Source organism: Sphingomonas sp. Ell38C01 (assembly GCF_055231975.1).
The window spans coordinates 2,225,439-2,244,244 of sequence record NZ_JBUYVA010000001.1; the positions used below are offsets into that span (position 1 = coordinate 2,225,439).

Annotated in this window: 20 protein-coding genes and 1 tRNA gene; 19 read left to right on the plus strand and 2 right to left on the minus strand. The window is 67.5% G+C overall.

The features are described 5' to 3' along the window. The first annotated feature begins 315 nt into the window (after positions 1-315). The 13 genes from rpsB to ACV7NO_RS10560 all read left to right on the plus strand — a co-directional run bounded on the left by rpsB (position 316) and on the right by ACV7NO_RS10560 (position 12,456). Positions 316-1,173 carry a 30S ribosomal protein S2 gene (gene rpsB / locus ACV7NO_RS10500; RefSeq protein ID WP_463405948.1) on the plus strand — a complete coding sequence of 286 codons (858 nt, stop codon included), beginning with the start codon at positions 316-318 and terminating at the stop codon, positions 1,171-1,173. Between the two features lie 181 nt (positions 1,174-1,354). Next, a complete protein-coding gene (tsf, locus tag ACV7NO_RS10505; RefSeq protein WP_463405949.1) occupies positions 1,355-2,290 on the plus strand; it encodes a translation elongation factor Ts in 936 nt (311 codons plus the stop codon). 219 nt (positions 2,291-2,509) lie between these two features. Continuing rightward, on the plus strand, positions 2,510-3,250 hold the full coding sequence (gene pyrH / locus ACV7NO_RS10510) for a UMP kinase (protein WP_463405950.1): 741 nt from the start codon (positions 2,510-2,512) through the stop codon (positions 3,248-3,250). Continuing rightward, entirely contained in the window at positions 3,237-3,794 is a 558-nt protein-coding gene (gene frr / locus ACV7NO_RS10515) for a ribosome recycling factor (protein WP_463405951.1), read from the plus strand. Before pyrH ends, frr begins: the two co-directional genes overlap by 14 nt. Positions 3,795-3,900: 106 nt before the next feature. Then, positions 3,901-4,632, plus strand: a complete 732-nt coding sequence (locus ACV7NO_RS10520; protein ID WP_463405952.1) for an isoprenyl transferase — start codon at positions 3,901-3,903, stop codon at positions 4,630-4,632. A gap of 50 nt (positions 4,633-4,682) precedes the next feature. Next, the gene (locus ACV7NO_RS10525; protein WP_463407317.1) at positions 4,683-5,468 is read left to right on the plus strand and encodes a phosphatidate cytidylyltransferase; all 786 of its coding nucleotides are present in this window, start codon (positions 4,683-4,685) and stop codon (positions 5,466-5,468) included. Continuing rightward, positions 5,465-6,622, plus strand: coding sequence for a 1-deoxy-D-xylulose-5-phosphate reductoisomerase (locus ACV7NO_RS10530; RefSeq protein WP_463405953.1), 1,158 nt, complete (start codon positions 5,465-5,467; stop codon positions 6,620-6,622). Before ACV7NO_RS10525 ends, ACV7NO_RS10530 begins: the two co-directional genes overlap by 4 nt. After that, complete coding sequence (gene rseP, locus ACV7NO_RS10535) at positions 6,619-7,752, plus strand: RIP metalloprotease RseP (RefSeq protein ID WP_463405954.1); 1,134 nt, start codon at positions 6,619-6,621, stop codon at positions 7,750-7,752. The genes ACV7NO_RS10530 and rseP overlap by 4 nt, the downstream gene beginning before the upstream one ends. Before the next feature lie 121 nt (positions 7,753-7,873). Next, positions 7,874-10,576 carry an outer membrane protein assembly factor BamA gene (gene bamA, locus ACV7NO_RS10540; protein ID WP_463407318.1) on the plus strand — a complete coding sequence of 901 codons (2,703 nt, stop codon included), beginning with the start codon at positions 7,874-7,876 and terminating at the stop codon, positions 10,574-10,576. Then, positions 10,576-11,253: an OmpH family outer membrane protein gene (locus tag ACV7NO_RS10545; protein ID WP_463405955.1), complete on the plus strand. Its 678-nt coding sequence runs from the start codon at positions 10,576-10,578 to the stop codon at positions 11,251-11,253. Before bamA ends, ACV7NO_RS10545 begins: the two co-directional genes overlap by 1 nt. Then, positions 11,250-11,732 (plus strand): 3-hydroxyacyl-ACP dehydratase FabZ, encoded by a 483-nt coding sequence (gene fabZ, locus ACV7NO_RS10550; protein WP_463405956.1) that lies wholly within the window; start codon positions 11,250-11,252, stop codon positions 11,730-11,732. Before ACV7NO_RS10545 ends, fabZ begins: the two co-directional genes overlap by 4 nt. 115 nt (positions 11,733-11,847) lie before the next feature. Then, positions 11,848-12,078: a 50S ribosomal protein L31 gene (gene rpmE, locus ACV7NO_RS10555; RefSeq protein WP_463405957.1), complete on the plus strand. Its 231-nt coding sequence runs from the start codon at positions 11,848-11,850 to the stop codon at positions 12,076-12,078. A 57-nt stretch (positions 12,079-12,135) separates the two neighbouring features. Further along, positions 12,136-12,456: a PilZ domain-containing protein gene (locus ACV7NO_RS10560; RefSeq protein ID WP_463405958.1), complete on the plus strand. Its 321-nt coding sequence runs from the start codon at positions 12,136-12,138 to the stop codon at positions 12,454-12,456. 131 nt (positions 12,457-12,587) lie between these two features. Here the strand turns inward: ACV7NO_RS10560 and ACV7NO_RS10565 are convergent, their stop codons facing one another. Further along, entirely contained in the window at positions 12,588-13,046 is a 459-nt protein-coding gene (locus ACV7NO_RS10565; RefSeq protein ID WP_463407390.1) for a Rossmann-fold NAD(P)-binding domain-containing protein, read from the minus strand. Here ACV7NO_RS10565 and ACV7NO_RS10570 point away from each other — a divergent pair. Then, positions 12,993-13,838: a helix-turn-helix transcriptional regulator gene (locus ACV7NO_RS10570; RefSeq protein WP_463407319.1), complete on the plus strand. Its 846-nt coding sequence runs from the start codon at positions 12,993-12,995 to the stop codon at positions 13,836-13,838. The two genes, ACV7NO_RS10565 and ACV7NO_RS10570, sit on opposite strands and share 54 nt — an antisense overlap. A gap of 56 nt (positions 13,839-13,894) precedes the next feature. Here ACV7NO_RS10570 and ACV7NO_RS10575 read toward each other — a convergent pair. Continuing rightward, positions 13,895-13,984 (minus strand) — tRNA-Ser (locus ACV7NO_RS10575). Positions 13,985-14,092: 108 nt separating this feature from the next. Between ACV7NO_RS10575 and ACV7NO_RS10580 the strand changes: the two genes are divergently transcribed. From ACV7NO_RS10580 to ACV7NO_RS10600, 5 genes are read left to right on the plus strand one after another with little or no spacing between them, the layout of a single operon-like run. Further along, positions 14,093-15,124 carry a lytic murein transglycosylase gene (locus tag ACV7NO_RS10580; protein ID WP_463407320.1) on the plus strand — a complete coding sequence of 344 codons (1,032 nt, stop codon included), beginning with the start codon at positions 14,093-14,095 and terminating at the stop codon, positions 15,122-15,124. Continuing rightward, positions 15,108-15,998: a septal ring lytic transglycosylase RlpA family protein gene (locus ACV7NO_RS10585; protein WP_463405959.1), complete on the plus strand. Its 891-nt coding sequence runs from the start codon at positions 15,108-15,110 to the stop codon at positions 15,996-15,998. The genes ACV7NO_RS10580 and ACV7NO_RS10585 overlap by 17 nt, the downstream gene beginning before the upstream one ends. Before the next feature lie 19 nt (positions 15,999-16,017). Then, a complete protein-coding gene (locus tag ACV7NO_RS10590) occupies positions 16,018-17,190 on the plus strand; it encodes a D-alanyl-D-alanine carboxypeptidase family protein (RefSeq protein WP_463405960.1) in 1,173 nt (390 codons plus the stop codon). Then, the gene (tmk, locus tag ACV7NO_RS10595) at positions 17,187-17,816 is read left to right on the plus strand and encodes a dTMP kinase (RefSeq protein WP_463405961.1); all 630 of its coding nucleotides are present in this window, start codon (positions 17,187-17,189) and stop codon (positions 17,814-17,816) included. Before ACV7NO_RS10590 ends, tmk begins: the two co-directional genes overlap by 4 nt. After that, the gene (locus tag ACV7NO_RS10600; protein WP_463405962.1) at positions 17,813-18,793 is read left to right on the plus strand and encodes an AAA family ATPase; all 981 of its coding nucleotides are present in this window, start codon (positions 17,813-17,815) and stop codon (positions 18,791-18,793) included. Before tmk ends, ACV7NO_RS10600 begins: the two co-directional genes overlap by 4 nt. Positions 18,794-18,806 lie beyond the last annotated feature (13 nt).

Sequence of the window (18,806 nt, forward strand, 5' to 3'; positions counted from 1 at the left end):
TCGCCTCCCTGAAAAAAACGCGAACCCTTACAGGCCGCAAACAGATGAACGGGTTTTGTGTTCCCGTGCTTCGCAACGTCTCAGACCATTCCGCCTTTAAAATTCGACGTTTCGCCGGATTTTACCGCCAGTTCCCTCTATGTTCTACATCTTGTTCCACCTTCGTTCTTTGCGGTCAAGGGTTGCGCAGAAAAAAAATGTCGGGTAAGCGCGCCGCCTCAACTCCGCATGGGAAGCATCATAACCCGGTGCGCAGGCCGTTTCGGCCACGCGTCATCCGCTTCCCAGAGGCCTAACCGGAAAAGGAATACCCCCATGGCGGCACCTGTCGTTACCATGCAGCAGCTGATCGAAACCGGCGCGCACTTCGGCCACCAGACGCATCGCTGGAATCCGAAGATGAAACCCTACATCTTCGGCGATCGCAACGGCGTTCACATCCTTGATCTCTCGCAGACCGTGCCGCTGTTCGCGCGCGCGCTCGAGTTCGTGTCGTCGGCCGTCGCCGGCGGCGGCAAGGTCCTGTTCGTCGGCACCAAGCGCCAGGCGCAGGAGCCCGTCGCGGACGCCGCGCGCCGTTCGAACCAGCACTTCGTCAACCATCGCTGGCTTGGCGGCATGCTCACCAACTGGAAGACGATCAGCAACTCGATCAAGCGCCTGAAGGCGTTGGAAGAGCAGCTCTCGGGCGACACGCACGGCCTGACCAAGAAGGAAGTCCTTCAGCTGACCCGCGAGAAGGACAAGCTCGAGCTTTCGCTCGGCGGCATCCGCGACATGGGCGGCATTCCCGACGTGATGTTCGTGATCGACGCGAACAAGGAAGAGCTGGCGATCAAGGAAGCCAACACGCTGGGCATCCCCGTCGTTGCGATCCTCGACTCGAACGTGTCGCCGGACGGTATCGCGTTCCCGGTTCCCGCCAACGACGACGCGGCGCGCGCCATCCGCCTGTACTGCGAGGCGATCGCGATCGCCGCGACCCGCGGCAACCAGGAGCAGCAGCGTCGCTCGGGCGCCGACATCGGCGCGATGATGGAGCCGCCGGTCGAGGAGGCGATCGTCGCCGAGGACGCGCCCATCGAGGCGAGCCCCGTGACGACCGCGTCGGCTGCCGACGCCGAGATCGCCGCCGAACTGGCTGCCGAGGGCGAGCGCCAGATCGACGCGTAACGCGAATCAGCTTCGACGCTCCCCCGACCGTTCGTGCTGAGCGTGTCGAAGCACTGCCTTTCTTCCGTAACAGAAGACGGGCAGCCCTTCGACAGGCTCAGGGCGAGCGGTCTTTGGGCGAGCGGTCTTTGATTGGTTCAGGGCCCCACCGAGCGGGTTCGAGAATATAAGGATTGAGACGATGGCCGATATCACGGCAGCGATGGTCAAGGACCTGCGCGAGAAGAGCGGCGCGGGCATGATGGACTGCAAGAAGGCGCTGAACGAGAATGGCGGCGACATGGATGCCGCGATGGACTGGCTGCGCACCAAGGGGCTCGCCGCCGCCGCCAAGAAGTCGAGCCGCACCGCGGCCGAGGGTCTGGTCGGCGTCGCCACCAGCGGCACTGCGGGTGCCGCGGTCGAGGTGAACTCCGAGACGGACTTCGTCGCCAAGAACGACCAGTTCCAAGCGTTCGTCCGCGACGTGACGCAGATCGCGCTGGCGGGCGCGTCGGACGTCGACGCGCTCAAGGCCGCGGCGATGCCGTCGGGCAAGACCGTCGAAGAGGCGCTGACCAACAACATCGCGACGATCGGCGAGAACCAGTCGCTGCGTCGCGTGAAGCGAGTCGAGGTCTCGAAGGGCGCGGTCGTCAGCTACATGCACAACCAGGCGACGCCGGGCCTCGGCAAGATCGGCGTGCTCGTCGCTCTCGAATCGGAGGCATCGGACGAGGCGCTGCAGGCGCTGGGCAAGAGCCTGGCGATGCACATCGCCGCGGCGTTCCCCAAGGCGCTGAACGAGAACGAGCTGGACGAGGCGGAGATCGAGCGCGAGCGCGCGATCGCGATGGAGAAGGCGCAGGAATCGGGCAAGCCCGCCGAGTTCCACGGCAAGATGGTCGACGGCGCGATCGCCAAGTACCGCAAGGAGCACGCGCTGGTCAGCCAGCTGTTCGTGATGGATGGCAAGACCAAGATCTCCGACGTCGTCGCCAAGGCCGGTAAGGACGCGGGTGCCGAGATCAAGCTGGTGGATTATGTCCGCTTCCAGCTGGGCGAAGGCATCGAGAAGGAGGCGTCGGACTTCGCCGCCGAAGTCGCGGCCGTGTCGGGCGTGCCGCAGAACGCGTGACCTGACGAAGTCCCTCTCCCATTTGGGAGAGGGAAGGGGCCCGCTGGCGAAGTCAGTGGGAAGGGTGAGGGCAGGAAATCATCACTGTCCTCACCCTTCCGCGACTGCGTCGCACCCTCCCTCTCCTACGGGGATAGGGAATTGGCGCCAGGCGAGAGGTTGTGCGTCACCCGCACCCCGCCTAAGATCCGCCCCGCTCCCCCCTGACCCACGGATCCCATGACCGCACCGCGCTACAAACGCATCCTCCTGAAACTGTCGGGCGAAGTCCTGATGGGCGAGAACGGCTTGGCGATCGATCCCGCCGTCACGGCGCGGGTCGCGCGGGAGATCGCGGGCGTGAAGGCGCAGGGCTACGAGCTGTGCATCGTCGTGGGCGGCGGCAATATCTTTCGCGGTCTCGCGGCGGCCGCCAAGGGATTCGAGCGGGCGACCGCCGATTACATGGGTATGCTCGCCACCGTCATGAACGCGCTGGCGGTGCAGAACGCGCTCGAGCAGATCGGCGTCGACACGCGCGTCCAGTCCGCGATCCCGATGGCCAGCGTGTGCGAGCCGTTCATCCGCAGGCGTGCCGAGCGCCATCTGGAAAAGGGCCGCGTCGTGATCTTCGCGGCCGGCGTCGGCAGCCCGTTCTTCACCACCGATTCGGGCGCCGCGTTGCGCGCCGCCGAGATGAAATGCGATGCGCTGTTCAAGGGCACCTCGGTCGACGGCGTGTACAATGCCGACCCGAAGGTCGTGAAGGACGCGAAGCGCTACGACACCATCAGCTACGACACCGTGCTGTCCGCCAATCTGAAGGTCATGGACGCCAGCGCAGTCGCGCTGTGCCGTGACAACAACATCCCGATCGTCGTCTTCAACATCCGCGAGCACGGCAATTTCGCCGCGGTCCTGGCGGGCGAAGGCGTATCGACGGTCGTGCAGACCCTGGAGAGTCCCCATGCCAGCCTATGACAAGTCCGATCTCGAACGCCGCATGACGGGCGCCATCGAGGCGCTGCGCCACGACCTGGGCGGACTGCGCACCGGTCGCGCATCGACGACGCTGCTCGATCCGGTGACGGTCGAGGTCTATGGCGCGCACATGCCGCTCAACCAGGTCGCGACGGTGTCGGCGCCCGAGCCGCGGATGCTGTCGGTGCAGGTGTGGGACAAGACCAATGTCGGCCATGTCGAGAAGGCGATCCGCTCCGCAGGGCTCGGGCTCAACCCGATCAACGACGGCCAGACGCTGCGCCTGCCGATCCCGGACCTGACCGAGGAGCGCCGCAAGGAACTCGCCAAGCTGGCGGGGACCTATTCGGAGAAGGCCAAGGTCGCGGTGCGCAACGTGCGTCGCGACGGCATGGACAATCTGAAGACCGACGAGAAGAAGGGCGTCTTCGGCGAGGACGAGCGCAAGCGGCACGAGACCGAGGTCCAGAAGCTGACCGATGCTACGGTTGCGGAGATCGACAGCGTGTCGTCGGCGAAGGAAAAGGAAATCCTGGGTAAGTGACGGGAAAACAGCGCATGCTGTTTAGCTCACGCCGGGGGCATGAGCGGCCCGGCACTCCTCGCGGAGCTGGCGGCGGCGCAACCCTTCCCGCAAGCGGGAGGGGAATGTGAGCACGCAGCCCTCGCTCGCACCCGACATCGCCACGCTGCCGCGCCATGTCGCGATCATCATGGACGGCAACGGCAGATGGGCGAAGAAGCGGTTCCTGCCGCGTGTCGCCGGGCACAAGGCGGGCGTGGAAGCGGTCCGCTCGGTCACCCGTGCGGCGCGCGCGATGGGGATCGAGGCGCTGACGCTTTATGCGTTCAGCAGCGAGAACTGGCGCAGGCCCGAAGAGGAGATCGGCGACCTGATGGGGTTGCTGCGCTTCTTCATCCGCAACGACCTTGACGAACTGGTGCGCGAGAATGTGCGGCTGCGCGTGATCGGCGACTATCGCCGCTTTCCCGCAGACGTGGTCATGCTGGTCGACGACGCGGTCGCGCGGACCGCGGTGAATACCGGGCCGATTCTGGCGATCGCGCTCAACTATGGTGCGCAGGCCGAACTGGTCCGCGCGGCGACGACGCTGGCGGAGCGCGTTCGCGACGGGGCGATCGAATCGACCGCGATCGATGCGAGCATGATCGAGGCCGAGCTCGAAACGCGTGACCTGCCGCCGCTTGACCTGCTGATCCGCACGTCTGGCGAGCATCGCCTGTCGAATTTCCTGCTGTGGCAGGCCGCCTATGCCGAACTGCTGTTCGTCGACACGCTGTGGCCCGATTTCGATGCGGCCGCCCTGCACGATGCGGTCGGCGCATTCGCGCGTCGCCAGCGCCGGTTCGGTGGACTGTGAGCGACCCCGATATCCTTATTCCCGATCTCGAGCATACGCCCGATGCGAAGCTGCGGACCGCGTCGAACCTCCGGCTGCGTGTCGCGGCCAGCATCGGGATGATCGCGATCGCGACGGCTGCGCTGTTCCTGGGCGGCATTGCCTTCTGGGTGCTCGCCTGCGTCGTCGCGTTGCTGATGATGAGCGAGTGGTGCGACCTGCATGCGGAGTCGGCGCGGACGAAGCGGATCGTCCAGTTCGCGCTGTGCGTCCCGCTCGCGCTGACTGCACCGGCCTCGCTGATCCTCGTCGTCCATGATTTCTTCACGCTCGGGCTGCTGGCCGGCGCGGCGTTCTTCGTCGTGATCGTCACGAAGCGGCCGCAGCTGGCGCTCGGCATCCTCTATTGCGGCATCCCGGTGATGGCGCTGATGCTGATCCGGCGGCAGTCCGACGGCATGGTGTTCGCGCTGTGGGCGCTCGCGCTCGTCTGGGCATGCGACATCGGAGCGTATTTCGCGGGGCGCGCGATCGGCGGGCCGAAGCTGGCGCCGACGATCAGCCCGAACAAGACGTGGGCCGGGCTGATCGGCGGGGTGGCACTGGCGAGCGCGTTTGCGGTGTTCATGCACTGGGAGTTCGGGCTGCCGTGGCGGATGACGCTGGCGACGCCGGCGCTTGCGATGCTGGCGCAGGTGGGCGACCTGTACGAGAGCCATTTGAAGCGGCGCGCCGGCGTCAAGGACAGCGGGCATATCCTGCCCGGGCATGGCGGCGTGCTCGACCGGCTCGACGGGCTGGTGCCGGTTGCACCGCTCGCAGCGTTCCTCGTCGTCCTGCCGTATTTCTACGTATGAAGCGCGTCAGCATACTCGGTGCGACCGGGTCGGTCGGCACCTCGACGCTCGACCTGATCGAACGCGAGCCCGAGGCGTTCCAGGTCGTCGCGCTGACTGCGAATTGCGACGTCGCGAAACTCGCTGCCGCCGCGATCCGGACTCGCGCGGAGATCGCGGTCGTCGCCGATGCGCGCTGCCTGCCGGACCTGCGCGACGCGCTGGCCGGGACCGGTATCGAAGCGGCGGGCGGCGCGGATGCGGTCGCCGATGCCGCGCGGCGCGATGCGGACTGGACGATGGCGGCGATCGTCGGGTGCGCGGGGCTGGGGCCCGCACTGGCGGCGATCGAGGACGGCTCGACGCTCGCGCTGGCGAACAAGGAGGCGCTCGTTTCTGCGGGCGATGTCATGAAGCGCGCGGTCGCCAAGGCTGGTGCGACGCTGCTGCCCGTCGATTCCGAGCACAACGCGGTGTTCCAGTGCCTCGACCGCACCGCGCCCGAGCGTGTCCGCCGGATCATCCTCACCGCCAGCGGCGGCCCGTTCCGCGACCGGACGCTCGCCGAGATGCGCGGCATCACGCCCGAACAGGCGGTCGCGCACCCCAACTGGTCGATGGGCGCGAAGATCTCGGTCGATTCGGCGACGATGATGAACAAGGGGCTCGAACTGATCGAGGCGTTCCACCTGTTCCCGGTCGGCGCGGACCGGCTCGACGTGATCGTCCATCGCCAGTCGGTGATCCACTCGATGGTCGAATATGTCGACGGCTCGACGATCGCGCAGCTGGGCCCGCCCGATATGCGCACTCCGATCGCCTATGCGCTGGCCTGGCCCGACCGGATGGCGACGCCGGGCGCGCCGCTCGACCTGGCCGCGATCGGCCGGCTCGATTTCGAAGCGCCCGATTTCGAGCGGTTCCCGGCGCTGCGGCTCGCCCGCGAGGCGCTGGCGGCGGGGGGCGCGCGGCCCGCGATCCTCAATGCCGCCAACGAGATCGCGGTCGCCGCGTTCCTGGCGGGCCGGATCGGCTTCCTCGAAATTGCCGCAATCGTCGCCGATACGCTGGCACGCTACGATCCGCCCGCGCCGGAGACGCTCGACGCGGTCCTCGCGATCGACGCCGAGGCGAGGGGGCTGGCGGACCAGCGTGTAAAGGATGTCGCGGTTTGATCCAGTCTCCCGGTTTCCTGTTGACCATCGTCGCGTTCCTGCTGGTCATCGGGCCGCTCGTCTTCATCCACGAGATGGGCCATTATCTCGCCGGCCGCTGGTTCGGGGTGAAGGCGGATGCTTTCTCGATCGGCTTCGGGCGTGAGATCGCCGGCTGGACCGACCGGCGCGGCACGCGGTGGAAGCTCGGCTGGATGCCGCTGGGCGGCTATGTCCGCTTCGCCGGCGATATGGCACCCGCGAGCCACCCGACCGCCGAATGGCTCGCGCTGCCGCCCGAGGAGCGCAACCTGACGTTCCAGGCCAAGCCCGTGTGGCAGCGCGCGATCATCGTCGCAGCGGGCCCCGCGATCAACTTCGTCGTCGCGATCCTGATCCTCGCGGGCTTCGCGCTGGCCTATGGCGACAGCCGCACGCCGCCCGTCGTGGGGCAGGCGGTGCCCGGCACCGTGGCGGCGGCGATCGGGCTGAAGGCCGGGGACCGGATCCTCGCGCTCGGCGGGCGCGAGGTCGACACGTTCGACGACATGATCCGTTACGTGAAGATCCGCGCGGGCGAACCTGTCCGCATCGACTATGTCCGCGACGGCGCGGCGCGCAGCATCGACGCGACGATCGCGACCGAGGTGCAGCGCGACCGGTTCGGCAACGTGTACAAGGTCGGTCTGCTCGGAATCGCACCGACCGCGCCGGTGTACGAGCCGGTGTCGCTGCTGCGCGCGCCCGTCGTCGCGGTACAGCGGACGGGCGAGATCCTGCAGATGATGGTCGAGACGATCGGGCAGATCGTCACCGGTCGCCGCTCGGTAAAGGAACTCGGCGGGCCGCTGTCGATCGCCAAGGCGTCCGGCGAGCAGATCAGCCTGGGCGTTCCCGCGTTCATCTTCCTGATCGCGCTGGTGTCGATCAATCTGGGGTTCATCAATCTCCTGCCAGTCCCGATGCTGGATGGCGGCCACCTGTTCTTCTACGCGATCGAGGCGGTGCGTCGCCGGCCGGTCACGGTGGAGACGCAGGAATGGGCGTATCGCGGCGGACTGGCCGCATTGCTGGCGCTGATGGTGTTCGTGACGTTCAACGATCTCGGCAACTTCGGCGTGTGGAAAAGCCTCGGCGGGTTGATCGGGTGAGGCAGTTGGGGCAGGGGCGCGTGTTGCAGGGGTCGGCTTCCGCCTGTCCTGGCGGGATTTCTTGGGGTGGTTTGTGACGCATAACGGTTCGACTTTCGGCACGCGCAGCGTGGCCGCCCTGATGGCGGGCACGATGCTGTCCGCCGCCCCAGCCTTAGCCCAAGGTACAAATCCGGGAGCGGCCGCGCCGCAGGGCGCCACCGCACCCGGCCCGCGGCCGGAAGCGCCGACTCCGCCGCCGCCCGCGGTGGTCCGCCAGATCAAGACGCTTCGCGTCGAGGGATCGCAGCGGATCGAGCCCGAGACGGTGCTGAGCTACACCAAGCTGCGCGTCGGCGAGAACTACACCAACGAGGTGCTCGACCAGGCGATCAAGGACCTGCTCGCCAGCGGGCTCCTGGCGGACGTGTCGATCGCGGGCGGCGAGACCGGCGACATCGTGGTGCGCATCCGCGAGAACCCGATCATCAACCGCGTGATCCTCGAGGGCAACAAGAGCCTGAAGAGCGACAAGATCACCAAGGAGATCAAGCTCGCGCCGCGTCAGGTGTTCACGCGCACCGCGGTGCGGCAGGACGTCGCGCGGATCATCGAGCTGTATCGCCGGCAGGGGCGCTTCGCCGCGTCGGTCGATCCCAAGATGGTGTCGCTCGACCAGAACCGCGTCGATATCGTGTTCGAGATCGCGGAAGGGCCGAAGTCCAAGGTCCGCCAGATCAACATCATCGGCAACACCGTGTTCGACGACGACAAGCTGCGCGAGCAGATGGCGACCAAGCAGGCGCGCATCTTCCGGCTGCTGTCGTCGAACACGTCCTACGATCAGGACCGGCTGGCCTATGACCAGCAGAAGCTGCGCCAGTTCTACCTGACCGAAGGCTACGCCGATTTCCGCGTGACCTCCGCGGTCGCCGAACTGACGCCCGACAAGCGCGACTTCATCATCACCTATGTCGTCGAGGAAGGCCCGCGCTACAAGTTCGGCGACGTGGGCGTCGACAGCGAGATCCGCGACTTCGACGGCAAGGCGCTTGCCAAGTCGCTGCCGATGAAGAAGGGCGACTGGTACAACGCCAAGATGGTTGAGGATTCGGTCGAATCGCTCGCGCAGTCGACCGGACTGTTCGGTTACGCCTTCACCGACGTGAACCCCGAATTCGCACGCGACCGCGACACGCTGACGATGGGGATCAACTTTCACATCGCCGAGGCCAAGCGGACCTATGTCGAGCGGATCGAGATCGCGGGCAACACGAACACGCAGGACAAGGTGATCCGTCGCGAGATCCGTCTGGCGGAAGGCGACGCGTTCAACAGCTTCCAGGTGAAGCGCTCGCAGGACCGGATCAACAGCCTCGGCTATTTCCAAGACAAGTTCGAGATCAAGCAGACGCCGGGCACGTCGCCCGACCGCGTCGTGCTCGAGGCGAACGTCGAGGAGAAGTCGACCGGCGAGCTCCAGCTCTCGGCAGGCTTTTCGAGCCTGGAACGGTTCATCATCCAGGCGAACATCACCCAGCGCAATTTCCGCGGCAAGGGGCAGGAACTGCGGCTGGGCGTCAACTATTCCAGCTATTCCAAGTCGATCGAGGCGGGCTTCACCGAGCCCTATCTGTTCGATCGGAACATCGCAGTCGGCGTCGACGTGTTCCGACGCGACTACAATGCGTTCAACTTCACCAACAACACCCGCCAGACGACGTACAGCCAGGTGTCGACCGGGTTCCAGGTGCGCGCGGGCGTGCCGCTCACCGAATTCTGGTCGCTGTCGGCGCGCTATGGCCTGTCGTACGATCAGGTCGGGCTCGATGCGAGCTACTTTACCAACGGCGTCTGCGATCCGTTCACCGCAGGCCGTTACCTGTGCGATTCGATCGGCAACCGGTTCACGTCATCGGTCGGCTATTCGCTGATCTACGACAGCCTGAACAGCCGGCTGCGGCCGACCGCGGGACAGCGGCTGTCGTTCAGCCAGGACTTCGCCGGGCTGGGCGGCGACGTGAAATATATCCGTACGCGGGCCGAAGGCTCGAAGTTCTGGAACATCGGTCGCGGCTTCATCGGTTCGATCGTCGCCGAGGGCGGCGCGATCTTCAGCCTGGAGAAGAGCCGCGGCGCGGGGATCGACAAGGTCCGCATCACCGATCGCTTCTATCTGGGCGAGCCGCAGTTCCGCGGCTTCGACATCCGCGGCGTCGGCCCGCGCGTCCAGCGCATCCGCTTCTCGGACTCGACGCCGGCGCAGACGCTGCTCACCGATCGCGACCAGATCGTCGACGACGCGCTGGGCGGCCGCTATTACTATCTGGGCCGTGCCGAGCTGGAGATTCCGCTGGGGTCCGGCGCGCGCGAGCTCGGGCTGCGGCCGTCGATCTACGCGCAGATCGGCAGCCTTTGGGGCATCACGCGCCCGACCGCGACCGCGACCTTCCCGACGCTGATCGATCCGACGACGGGCAAGGCCTATACGGGCGACCTCGTGACCCCGGTGGTGAACAGCTCGGGGCAGCAGCTCTACGCCTATTCGCAGGCCGACAGTTCGGGGACGATCATCGCGGCGGGCACCTCCACCTGCGCGGTCGGCGTGCCGAACGCGGCGGGCGGGTGCGACGGCACCGTTTCCAACACCATCCTGACCAACACGATCCAGCCTTTCCAGGAGCGCTTCTACGGCAACTCGCCGCGGCCGCGCCTCTCGGTGGGTGCGGGCGTGAACTGGAATTCGCCATTCGGTCCGCTCCGGATCGACGTCGCCCGGGCGATCATCTCGCAGCCCGGCGACGACCCCAAGCTCGTGACTTTCAACGTAGGGACCCAGTTCTGATGAACACGTTCAAGACCATCCTGATGGCGGCCGCGCTGGCCGCTCCCGCCACCCTCGTCGCCACCCATGCGCAGGCACAGGTCGCCGGTATCGCGGTCGCCGATCCCGAGGCGGCGGTCGCTGGTTCGAAGGCCTGGGGCGCGGCGCGCACCCAGATCCAGGCGACCTATAAGACCCAGCTCGATCAGGCCGAGGCGCGTCGCCAGGCGATCTCGACCGAGCTCCAGCCGCTCGTGACCGCGTACCAGACCGCCGCGCGCGCGCCCGGCGCGACCGAGGCGTCGCTGCGTCCGCAGGCACAGGCGATCCAGACTAAGGAGCAGGCCGGCAATGCCGAGATCGCGCGCCTGACCCAGCCGGCGCAGCGCGCGCAGCAATATGCGATCGAGCAGATCTCGGCCAAGCTGCCCGACGCGGTCCAGGCTGCGGTGCGCGCCAAGAACGTCAGCCTGCTGATCCGCCCGAACGCCGCTCTGTTCGCGCAGCCGACCGCGGATATCACCGCGGCGATCACCACCGAGTTGGATCGCGTGATGCCGACCGTCAGCGTTACGCCGCCCGCCAACTGGCAGCCGGGCCAGCAGGGCCAGGCCGCCGGTGCACCCGTTGCCGGCACCGCGCCCGCCGCGACCGCCCCGGCGGCGACGACGCCGCGTCGCCAGCCCAGCGGCCGGTGAGCGAGGCCGTCGACGGCGGCATCGCCATCGGCCCGCTCGACATCGCGCGGGTGATGGCGGCGCTGCCGCATCGCTATCCGATGCTGCTGGTCGACCGCGTCGAGGAGTTGATCCTCGACCGGTCGATCGCGGCGATCAAGGCGGTGACGATCAACGAAGGGTTCTTCCAGGGGCATTTTCCCGGTCGCCCGATCATGCCCGGCGTGCTGATCGTCGAGGCGCTCGCTCAGGCCGCGGGCGTGCTCGCGGTCGAGAGCCTCGGGCTCGCGGGATCGGGGAAGCTGGTGTACTTCATGGCAATCGAGGGCGCGAAGTTCCGCAAGCCGGTCGAGCCCGGCGTGCTGCTTCGCCTCGAGGTGACGTTCGTCCAGAAGCGCTCCAGCGTGTGCAAGTTCGCAGGCATCGCAAAGGTTGACGGCCAAGTCGTTGCTGAAGCGAACTTTACCGCGATGATCGCGGATCCGCCCAAGACGGCGTGATCCGCGTGAACGTCGTGACGTTCGCGCGCCTTTTGACTTTATGGCGTGTGTCGGCTAGGCGCGCGCCTTTCCGTTTCCAGGCTGGTCGGAACCAGCCGCACAAGGAGCATGTCCGATGAAGGCCGATACCCATCCCGACTATCACGTCATCAAGGTCCAGATGACGGACGGCACCGTGTTCGAGACGCGCTCGACCTGGGGCAAGGAAGGCGACACGATGACGCTCGACATCGATCCGCTGGCGCATCCCGCATGGACCGGCGGCCGCGGCACGATGCTCGACACGGGTGGCCAGGTCGCGCGCTTCAACAAGCGCTTCGGCGGCGGGCTGACGCTGCGCAAGTAACGAAATGACGGCAGCGGATTAACCGGGCGTTAGGGACGTAAGTCCTACTTTCGTCGGATGTTCGCTGCCGAGTTCGAACCTGCAGAACGTGATGGCCGGCGCCGCAGTCCGCGTGCGCCGGTTTCGTTCGACGCGCGGCTCGGGCAGCTGGGCGGCCTCGGTCGTACGCTGTGCAAGGTGATCGACATCTCGATCAGCGGCGCTCGCCTCCAGACCTATTCCGCGCTGAAACGCGGCTCGACGATCTGGCTGACCCTGCCCGGTATCGGGCCGGTCGCGGCGGACGTGATGTGGTCCGACGACTACACCGCCGGCTGCCAGTTCCGCAAACCGCTCGAGCCCCCAGCATTCGAGGCGCTCGCCGCGCAGGCGTCCTGAAGTGGCAGCCCGCGTCCGGCGATGACGGGCCCGGCGTTCGCGCGACAGTTTTCGATTCCGCCGGCAGTATGGCCGACGTGTCGGCGATCGAACACGCGCACCCGCAAGGTCGTCGTCGGTTCGCGCGTGGGTCAGGCGCCAGCATAATAGTCCGGTTGTCCGATGTCTGCGAGCAGGCCTGGACCGGTCGGTTGCCAGTCCAGGAACTGCTGCGTCATCGCGCTCGACGCCACAATGTCTTCGCCCACAAACCCTGCGAATCGGCCGAAATGGGCCGCGTTGCGGGGTTCGACGGAAAGACCGAGTTTGAGGCCGGTCGCCTCGGCAATGTCCCGGAATACGACCCCGTTCTCACCGACGGCGTGATAGGCGGGTTGCGTCGCGCCGCTCTCCAGCGCCAGGCGATAGAGGCGTGCGGCATCCGACACATGCACGGCCGGCCAGCGATTGGCGCCATCGCCGATATAGGCGGACACCCCCGTGCGACGGGCGAGGTCGATGAGGATCGGCACGAAGCCGTGCGTCTCGCCGACGCCGTGGACGGAGGAGGGGAGCCTGACGCTCGCCGCGCGCACGCCCCGTTCGTCCACGCGACGCTCCGCCTCTTCGGACCGGCGTGGATAGGAAGGATCCGACGCCGGCAGGTCGGTCTCGGTCGCCGACCGTCCATGGACGCGCAGCGCGCGGGCATCAGCACGACATGGTATAGCTGGCTGGAACAGGGGCGCGGCGGCGCACCGTCGGCCGACGTGCTCGATCGGGTGTCGCGCGCCCTGCTGCTGACCGATGTCGAGCGGGAGCATCTTTTCCTGCTGGGACTGGGGCGCCTGCCCGACGTGCGCTATCGGCCGCCGGGCAGCGTCACCCCGCGCCTGCAGCGCGTTCTCGATGCCATGGACGCCAACCCTGCCTTTATCCGCACCATGCGTTGGGACATCGTCGCATGGAACGCCGCGGCTGCCGCAATTCTTACGGACTATGACAGACTGCCTCCGGAGGAGCGCAATGTACTGCGCCTGGTCTTCCTCGATCCGCGATCGCGGACGATGAACCTGGACTGGGAAGGCGTCGCACGGTTCATGGTCGCGGTGTTCAGGGCCGACATCGCGCGCGCCGGGGCCGACGCGACGGTCGAACCGCTCGTGGACGAGCTGCGTCACCGCAGCCCGGACTTCGCGCGGATGTGGGAGGAGGGCGACGTGCGTGGCTTCGGCGACGGCATCAAACACCTGCGCCACCCCATGCTCGGCGAAATCGCGATGGAATATTCCGCCTTCCCGGTCGATGGCCGGCCGGACCTGACCATGCTCGGCTACAATCCGGTCGACCGGGATGACGCCAGCAGGATCAGGGCATTGCTCACCGCCCGACAGGCAGGTTGACGTACGATCACGCGTTTTGCGGACAATAGCGCGCGATCCCGTGGAACCGGCGGCGTTGGCGGAGAGAGTGGGATTCGAACCCACGGTGAGCTTCCACCCACGGCGGTTTTCAAGACCGCTGCCTTAAACCACTCGGCCATCTCTCCGCAGCCTTGCGGGTCCATGACGGCGTGCGCCGATCCGTGCAAGTCCGGAGACGATCTCCGGTTCCGGTATGCCCCGGGATATGCCACACGGGGCCGGTGAAGGGGCGCATCATCCGATCGATCAAATCCGCGGTTCTGGCCGCAGCTTGTCTCTGTGCAGGTGGCGCGGCGCATGCACAGGTTCAGGACGAGGCCGGGTTCCAGGCCTATCTGGCGCAATTGCGCGGCACTGCGATCGCGCAGGGGGTCCGTGCCGCGACGGTCGATTCGGTGCTGCCGACGCTGACGTTCAACCCGCGCGTCGTGGCACTCGACCAGCAGCAGCCGGGGGGCAACCCCAATGCGCCCGTTTCGATGTTCGCGCCCTACCGGATCCAGCATGTCGATACCGCGCGGATCACGCGTGGGCGGTCCACCTATCAGGCCCAGCGCGGACGGCTGGCGCGGATCGAGGCGGAGACGGGCGTGCCCGAGGAGATCATGGTCGCGATCTGGGGCCACGAGACGAATTACGGCAGCTATACCGGCAATTTCGACCTGCTGCGCAGCCTTGCCAGCCTGGCCTATGAAGGGCGTCGTCGGCCGCTGTTCCAGGGCGAGTTCATCGCCGCGATGAAGATGATCGATCGCGGCGTGTCGCGCGAACAGCTCAAGGGAAGCTGGGCGGGAGCGACGGGCAATCCGCAGTTCCTGCCGTCGATCTACCTGCGCATCGCCCGTGACGGCGATGGCGATGGGCGTGCCGACATCTGGAACAGCCCAGCGGACACGCTGGCCTCGATCGCCGGTTATTTCGTCGACGCGGGCTGGCGCCGCGGCGAGCCGTGGGGTGTCGCGGTCACCGTTCCTGCTGCGTTCGATCGCGGTGCGGTCACGAACCGGCTCGTGTCGCCGCGCTGCCCGCGCGTGTTCGCCCGGCATAGCGGTTGGAAGACGATGGCCGAGTGGCGTGCGCTGGGCGTTGCCCCGCAATCGGGCGTGTGGCCCGGCGATCGCATGCTCGCGACGTTGATCGAGCCGGATGGCGCTGGCGAGACCGCGTACCTGCTGACCGGCAACTACCGCGTGATCCTCGATTACAATTGCTCGAATTTCTACGCGCTGTCGGTGGGGCTGCTGGCCGATGCGGTCGCGCGCTAGGGCGGCGGCATTGCCGGTAGCGGTGCTGCTTGCTTCGTGCGGTGGCGGCCCCGCCTATCCACCCGAGCTGACTGCGACTGCGCCTCCCGCAGGCGCGCCGCGCAAGGCCGTCGCTGTGCTCCCGCCCGAACTGGGCGCCGTCGACGGGCCGAGCGGGACGTCGAGCGCACGCGACGGTCGATACGACGCAGTCGGCTATGCGAGCTGGTATGGCGAGGAAGTGGCGGGCGGCGCGACCGCATCGGGCGCGCCGTTCGATCCCGCCGCGATCACTGCCGCGCATCGGACGCTGGCGCTGGGATCCTATGCAGAGGTGACCGCGCTCGATACCGGGCGGACGATCCTCGTGCTCGTCAACGATCGCGGACCGGGCAGGGCGGATCGCGAGATCGACCTTTCGCGCGGCGCGGCGCAATTGCTCGGCGTATCGGGCACGCCGGTGTCGCCGGTCCGCGTTCGCAGTCTCGTCCCGTCGCCTTCCGATATGCAGGCGTTGCGGCAAGGGCGGCCTGCGTCGGCGCGGCTCGACGCTCCGCCTGCGGTGCTCACGGCGCTCCGCCGTACGCTGCCGGCGCTCGGGGGTAGAGCGAAGGCCGCGCCGGCCCCGCCGCACCATGTCGAGTCGTCGCTCGCGCTCGACCTGCCCGCGCCGCCGGCGTCGCGATCGGGCGCATTTGTGGTGCAGGTTGCGACCTTTTCGAACGAGGCGCGGGCCGAGGGGCTGGCGACGCGCCTGAAAGGGCGCGTCGTCGCCAATGGCGACCTGTGGCGCGTGCGCCTCGGCCCGTTCGCGGATCGCGCGAGCGCGAACCGCGCGCGTGACGCCGCCGTGGCTCAGGGCTATGGCGACGCACAGATTCAGACCAACGACTAGAACTGCCGGGACCGTATCCATGACCAAGCTCGCCACGCTCGCCCTGCCGCTGATGGCCGCCGCGATCGCCTATCCGACCGCCGCCGCCGCGCCGCAGTTCAATACCCCCGCGCCGATCGCGTACATGGAGGACCTCTCGTCTGGCGCCGTGCTGTACGCCAAGGACGCCGATCGCCGGATGCCGCCGGCATCGATGGCGAAGATGATGACGGTCTACGTCGCGTTCGACATGATCGCGCGGGGCGAACTGAAGCTCGATCAGCAGTTCGAGGTTCGCCCGGAGACATGGCAGAAGTGGCACGGCCCCGCTGCGGGCTCGACGATGTTCCTGTCGACCGGCGAGAAGGTGAGCGTCGCCAACCTGCTCTACGGGATCGTCACGCTCTCGGGCAACGACGCGTGCGTCGTGCTGGCGGAGGGCATTTCGGGCACCGAGGAGGCATTCGTCAGCCGGATGAACGAGGCGGCGAAGAAGCTGGGGCTCGACAACAGTCATTTCGGCACGTCGAACGGCTGGCCGGACAATGGCGTCACCTATGTCACCGCGAAGGACCTGGCCGATCTGGCAGCGGCGACGATCAACCAGCATCCGCAGCTCTACAAGCAGTTCTATTCGAAGCGCGAGTTCACCTGGGGCAAGACGCTGGGATCTGGCAGTGACATCACCCAGGCGAACCGCGATCCGCTGTTGGGCCGCGTGGCGGGTGCCGACGGGCTCAAGACCGGGCATACCGAGGAGGCGGGGTACGGCTTCACCGGGTCCGCGGAACAGAATGGGCGGCGTCTGGTGATGGTGCTGGCGGGACTTAACAGCTCGAATGCGCGAATCGCCGAATCGGTGCGGTTCATGGACTGGGGCTTCCGCGCCTGGCAGGCCAAGCCCATCGTGAAGAAGGGCCGCCGGGTCGAGCAGGCCGACGTCCAGCTGGGTGGGTCATCGAGCGTCGGACTCGTCGCCCCGCGCGACCTGACCGTGTCGCTGCCTTCGGGCGCGGTGCCGGTGATGACGGCGAAGGTCGTCTATCAGGGGCCGGTGAAGGCGCCGATCAAGGCGGGGCAGCATATCGCGGATCTGGTCGTGTCGTCGCCGGGCCTGCCAGTGCAGACCCTGCCGCTGGTCGCAGAAACCGACGTCGACCAGGCCGGGTTCTTCGGGCGCGCCTGGGCGGGGCTGACCGGCATCTTCGGATGATCGAGGGACGCTTCGTCTCGCTCGAAGGCGGCGAAGGCGCGGGGAAATCGACGCAGGCGCGTGCGCTCGCCGCGGCGCTGGCCGAGGTGGGGGTCCATGCGATCGTGACGCGCGAGCCGGGCGGTAGCGAGGGTGCGGAGGCGATCCGCGCGCTGCTGATGCAGGGCGACGTCGCGCGCTGGAGCCCGCACGCGGAGGCGTTGCTATTCGCGGCGGCCCGTGCGGACCATGTCGAAAAGACGATCCGGCCCGCGATCGGCGCGGGGCACTGGGTGATCTGCGACCGGTATCTCGATTCTTCCCGTGCGTATCAGGGACTGGCGGGCGGAATCGACGACGCTGCACTGCTTGCGCTTCACGCGTTCGGATCGCGCGGATTGCTCCCTGATCGCACGTTCGTCCTGACGCTGCCGGTCGCGCAGGGTGTTCACCGTGCGGAAGAGCGCGACGGTGCGGCGGCCGATCGATTCGCGGTGCGCGGTATGGATTTCCACGGCGCGGTGGCGGCGGCGTTCGATCGCTTCGCCGTTGCAGAGCCCGAACGGTTCCGCACGATCGACGCCGCGCGCGCGCCCGATGCGGTGACCGCCGAAATCATGGCGGACCTCGCAGACTGGCTGCCATGACGTCGCTCGTCGGCAATGCCGCAGCGCAGGCGGCGTTTCGCGGCGCGATCGACGCCGGCACCTTGCATCACGCATGGCTGATCGTCGGCCCGAAAGGCGTCGGCAAGGCCACGTTCGCGCGCGTCGCGGCGCTTCGGCTTCTGGCGGAAGGGTCTGCGCCGGCAGGCTTGCCCACCGGCTTCGAGGTGCCCGAGGGCCATCCGGTCCGGGCGCTGGTCGAGGCGGGATCGCATCCCGACTTCCGACAGCTTGCCCGGCTTCCCAAGGACGCCGACAAGCCCGAGGGCGAGTATGCGCGCAGCATCACGATCGCGCAGGTCCGCGCGATGCTGCCGATGTTCGCGACGACGCCATCGCTGTCGTCGCGACGGGTGATCGTGATCGATGCGGTCGACGATCTGGAGCGCAACGGTGCGAATGCGTTGCTCAAGAGCCTCGAAGAGCCACCGGCGGGGACGATCTTCCTGCTGGTCAGTCATGCGCCGGGGCGTCTGCTGCCCACAATCCGCTCGCGGTGCCGGCTGCTGCGGTTCGAGCCGCTGTCGACCGAGGAGATGCGCCGGGCGCTGGCGCGGCTGGCGCCCGATGCGACGCCGGACGAGATCGACGTGCTCGTCCGTGCGGGCGACGGCGCGCCGGGACGCGCGCTGCGCTATGCCGGGCTGGATCTCCATGGGATCGACTCGGCGCTCCAGTCGATCGCGCGCGACGGCGATGCGAACAACGCGCAACGTGCCAAGCTCGCGAAGTCCCTGGCGCTCAAGGCCGCTCAGCCGCGATACGAGGCGTTTCTCGATCGCGCGCCGACGATGATCGCCCAGGCTGCGGTGCACCGGCATGGCGTGGCGCTCAAGACCGCGCTGGACGCTTATGGCGAGGCGCGCGACCTGGCGAACGCGGCGCGCGGGTTGTCGCTGGAGGCGCAGGGCACGGTGTTCGAGATGGCGGGCCTGGTCGCGCGGCTGGCGCAGGACTGACGCGGCTTCACCT

What these genes read in the sequence shown, in the direction of transcription:
- ACV7NO_RS10585 (WP_463405959.1), top strand. Translation starts at nt 15,108, where the DNA reads ATGCGGTCGCGCGCTAGGGCGGCGGCATTGCCGGTAGCGGTGCTGCTT.
- rpmE (WP_463405957.1), top strand. Translation starts at nt 11,848, where the DNA reads ATGAAGGCCGATACCCATCCCGACTATCACGTCATCAAGGTCCAGATG.
- bamA (WP_463407318.1), top strand. Translation starts at nt 7,874, where the DNA reads ATGGCGGGCACGATGCTGTCCGCCGCCCCAGCCTTAGCCCAAGGTACA.
- ACV7NO_RS10590 (WP_463405960.1), top strand. Translation starts at nt 16,018, where the DNA reads ATGACCAAGCTCGCCACGCTCGCCCTGCCGCTGATGGCCGCCGCGATC.
- tmk (WP_463405961.1), top strand. Translation starts at nt 17,187, where the DNA reads ATGATCGAGGGACGCTTCGTCTCGCTCGAAGGCGGCGAAGGCGCGGGG.
- ACV7NO_RS10545 (WP_463405955.1), top strand. Translation starts at nt 10,576, where the DNA reads ATGAACACGTTCAAGACCATCCTGATGGCGGCCGCGCTGGCCGCTCCC.
- tsf (WP_463405949.1), top strand. Translation starts at nt 1,355, where the DNA reads ATGGCCGATATCACGGCAGCGATGGTCAAGGACCTGCGCGAGAAGAGC.
- pyrH (WP_463405950.1), top strand. Translation starts at nt 2,510, where the DNA reads ATGACCGCACCGCGCTACAAACGCATCCTCCTGAAACTGTCGGGCGAA.
- frr (WP_463405951.1), top strand. Translation starts at nt 3,237, where the DNA reads ATGCCAGCCTATGACAAGTCCGATCTCGAACGCCGCATGACGGGCGCC.
- ACV7NO_RS10600 (WP_463405962.1), top strand. Translation starts at nt 17,813, where the DNA reads ATGACGTCGCTCGTCGGCAATGCCGCAGCGCAGGCGGCGTTTCGCGGC.
- rpsB (WP_463405948.1), top strand. Translation starts at nt 316, where the DNA reads ATGGCGGCACCTGTCGTTACCATGCAGCAGCTGATCGAAACCGGCGCG.
- ACV7NO_RS10560 (WP_463405958.1), top strand. Translation starts at nt 12,136, where the DNA reads ATGTTCGCTGCCGAGTTCGAACCTGCAGAACGTGATGGCCGGCGCCGC.
- ACV7NO_RS10530 (WP_463405953.1), top strand. Translation starts at nt 5,465, where the DNA reads ATGAAGCGCGTCAGCATACTCGGTGCGACCGGGTCGGTCGGCACCTCG.